The organism is Bacillus sp. P4_D3, assembly GCF_056401855.1.
The window spans coordinates 1-3,582 of record NZ_JBFUIN010000328.1 but is presented as its reverse complement, the minus strand read 5'-3'; the positions used below and the strand labels follow the sequence as shown (position 1 = coordinate 3,582).

Below are 3,582 nucleotides of genomic sequence, written 5' to 3'. Positions count from 1 at the left end.
TTATTACCTTCATCTGTTGGCGGTGCCGTTGGATTCTCCCCATTATTGCCATCACCTGTTGGTGGTGTCGTTGGATTCTCTCCATTATTGCCATCACCTGTTGGCGGTGTCGTTGGATTCTCTCCACCAGTTTCCTTATCACCGTCGTTCTTCTTCGTTATATCAATTGCATATTTAGCGAATTCATTTTCAGATGGTCCAACATATGWTATTTTTCCATCTTTCTTTATATATTTTTGTGCATTTGGTGAAGAATCAAATGTTGTATTTAATTTATCTGCAATAATCGGTTTAAACGCCCAATTTTGATCTGCTGCTGGATTAATAACTGGTGTTTCTTGCATGTACTTCACAATAATCTGACGTGTTTCATCTTGCGATTGGTATACAACTTCGCCTTTACTTACACCAGGGAACGTTTGGCTACTTCCGCGATAGTTATTTGTAGCTACAATGAACTCTTGATTGTCAGCTACAGGCTTACCTTCATACGTCATATTTACAATACGATTCGTATTTTCATTTACAACTTTGCCATCTTTATCGTATTTCGCTGGTTGCGTTACGTCAATTTCGTATTTTAAGCCATCTAAAACATCAAAATTATATGTAGGATAACCTATATTTACTAGTGGCTGTTCTTCTGTTTTCTTTGAATCAATTTGATTAAATTGACCAGCAGACATTTCAAGCCATTCTTTCACTTGTGCCCCGCTTACTTTTACAGCATATAATGTATTTGGATATACATATAAATCCGCTACGTTTTTAATTGCTAACGTCCCTGCTGGAATATCCGTATAATATGTAGCACCGTTTCGGCCACCTGCTTTAAATGGTGCTCCTGCGGATAATACCGGAATTCCTTTATATTTACTATATTGTCCGTTTTCAGCGAATAACTTTTCTACATACCATTTTTGTGCATTCGTCACAAGTTGTACGGAAGGATCATCTTGTACTAATGAAAAATAACTATTAATTGGTGCTGTCGTTTTACCTACAGCTGTATTTACATAATCGATTGTCGCTTTATGATCATCTTTAATTTCATTAACTAGTTTTTCATCAGATTGTACTAATGGGTTACCTTTACTATCAGCAATCGGACGAAGTTGTGGCTTAGACTGATCTTTTTGTACTTCCCATTTTCCGTTTACCTTTTTCAATTGCATATCAATAATACCTAAGTTACTACCAAAAACACCAGGCATTACAACTGGAACACCATTAAATACATCCTTCACTTCAGTATGTGAATGTCCCATTAATACTGCATCAACATCAGGAACTTTAGTTAAATAAAACGATGCGTTTTCCATTCCAACGTTGTATCCACTCTTATCAACACCTGAATGTGCTAGTGCAACGATAACGTCTGCACCTTCTGCTTTCATTTTTGGAACCATTTTCTTCGCTGTTTCAACAATATCTTTCGCTTTTACTTTTCCTTCTAAATTTGCTTTATCCCAGTTCATAACTTGAGGTGGAACAAATCCCATTACACCAATTTTCACCTTTTGTTTTTGACCTGATTCATCTTCTACTTCTTTTTCAATAATATGATATGGTTTAAAGTAATTTTGGTCATTCTCTTCAATATTATCATGATCATCTTTATAAACATTCGAGTTAATAACCGGGAATGCCGTTTTACTAATCACTTTGTTTAAATAGTCTAAACCATAGTTAAATTCATGATTTCCAAGAGAGATGACGTCATACTTCATTAAATTCATTAAACGATATAATGGATGTACATAACTAGGATCAACAGGATTCTTCGGATCATTGATTTTATTCGCCACATAATCCCCAAGCGGCGTTCCTTGTAATGCATCCCCATCATCAAATAAGACAGAGTTCTTCGCCTCTTCACGCGCTTTATTAACAAGCGTTGCCGTTTGCACGAGACCTACTTTATTATCTGTTTTCGTTTGATAATAATCGTAATTCATTAAGTTAACATGAATATCCGATGTTTCTAAAATTCGTAAGTTAACTGTACTCTCCCCAGCTTTTTCCTCCGCATGAACTGTTGTTGGCAGCACTTGCGGTGCTATAACGCCAATTGCAAGTGTTGCTCCAGCTAGCATTTTTTTTGACTTTTTCACAAAAAATCCCCCTTATACAATTACCCCAAAATAATGAAATGAATCTCTATCAGTCCCTAATCACATACCTTTTTCTTCTATTAGAGCGATGATTTTCACCTTATCTGACATTATCATATCTAAAGTTCTTTCATACCGTCAATATTTTTTGACATACTTCTACAAATTTTCTGTAAAGTTATTGTGAATTTTTCATAAATATATACTATGCCCTTACATTGCTTATACTGCTGAATATGATACAATTACCAATTACAAGGAGGATGAATTTATGAAAAAAGTCATCTTAACAATTGTTTGTCTCCTCCTTCTAATCATTTCTTGTTCTAATTTTGAAAGGAACGATGAAATAGAACAAAAAGAAACTGAAGGAAAAGCAGAAAAAACATCTGCTCCGGGTTGGATTGATAAGCAAACGAGTGACTCTTTTTATCACCTCGTATTAGGTGATTCACTTGCAAAAGGATATGGCTCTACACAAGGGGGATTTGCCGAATTAGCTTCTAGACAATTAGAAGGACAAATTCATAAACCAATTACGGTAGAAAACCTCGGTGTAAATGGTCTCACTACAGATCGTCTCGTTAAGAAAGTCCAGTCAGAAGAAGTTCAACAAAAAATTAGGGAAGCAAATATCATTACTATTAGTATTGGAGGAAATAATTTATTCCGCTTAAATCGTGATGTAGGTGTTATAGATGGTATTAAAATGTTAAATAAAGAAAAAGCCCGTTTTGAAACGGATGTAAAAAATATTGTAAAGACCGTTCGAGATCAAAATCCGAATGCTTTACTCATTCTCTCTGAACTCTATAACCCTTTACAACTAGATGACTCCATCGCAAGTTATGCAGATATGTTTTTAGACGGTTGGAATGATTCTATTTATTCTATTTCAAAAGCACATCAACCGTCGATCGTTTTACCAATTCGCAAATTAATATCGAATGATAAAAAAGAGTTACTATTTGACCAAGTACACCCAAATGATAACGGTTATACGATTATTGCCAATACATTTACAAAGCAAGTGTTATCCTACAAATATTAAGGCTACCATGAAACAATTCTATTTTTATACCTTGTCTTTTTTGTTACAATGATAGTGGAAGGGGGCCGTTATATGGAATCACGCGAGTGGGAACGTATTGTTGATCATCTTCTTTCGCTAGTGCCTCTTTTTTATCGCAAATTTATGCTTCCTGGAGAGTTTTCTTCTCAAAGACATATGCCGCCATCACATACGCAAGTGTTACTGCTTTTGCATGAAAATGGTACATTAGCAGTTTCAGAAATTGGCAAGCGGCTAGCGATTTCACGGCCTAACATGACCCCTCTATTAAACAAACTTATTCAAGAAGAACTAATAGAGCGTCATTATAGCGAAAAAGATCGACGGGTCATTTTAATTTCCCTAACAACTGAAGGGAAATTGCTAGTAAATCAGTATCAGCAATTCATTTTAGAC

3 protein-coding genes are annotated in these 3,582 nt (G+C 35.3%); 2 read left to right on the top strand and 1 reads right to left on the bottom strand.

Annotated features, from left to right (window positions below; translation table 11 throughout):
- Positions 1-2,114 (bottom strand): bifunctional 2',3'-cyclic-nucleotide 2'-phosphodiesterase/3'-nucleotidase (cpdB, locus tag AC1DTM_RS20420; protein ID WP_477000744.1); only part of this gene is annotated, 2,114 nt, incomplete at its 3' end.
- A 271-nt stretch (positions 2,115-2,385) separates the two neighbouring features.
- Between cpdB and AC1DTM_RS20415 the strand changes: the two genes are divergently transcribed.
- Both AC1DTM_RS20415 and AC1DTM_RS20410 read left to right on the top strand, forming a co-directional pair.
- On the top strand, positions 2,386-3,165 hold the full coding sequence (locus AC1DTM_RS20415) for a GDSL-type esterase/lipase family protein (RefSeq protein WP_016106108.1): 780 nt from the start codon (positions 2,386-2,388) through the stop codon (positions 3,163-3,165).
- A 48-nt stretch (positions 3,166-3,213) separates the two neighbouring features.
- The coding region (locus tag AC1DTM_RS20410; RefSeq protein WP_477000743.1) for a MarR family transcriptional regulator at positions 3,214-3,582 on the top strand (369 nt) is incomplete at its 3' end.

Excerpts from the sequence above, each read along its gene's own strand:
- AC1DTM_RS20415 (WP_016106108.1), top strand. The coding sequence starts at position 2,386 with ATGAAAAAAGTCATCTTAACAATTGTTTGTCTCCTCCTTCTAATCATT.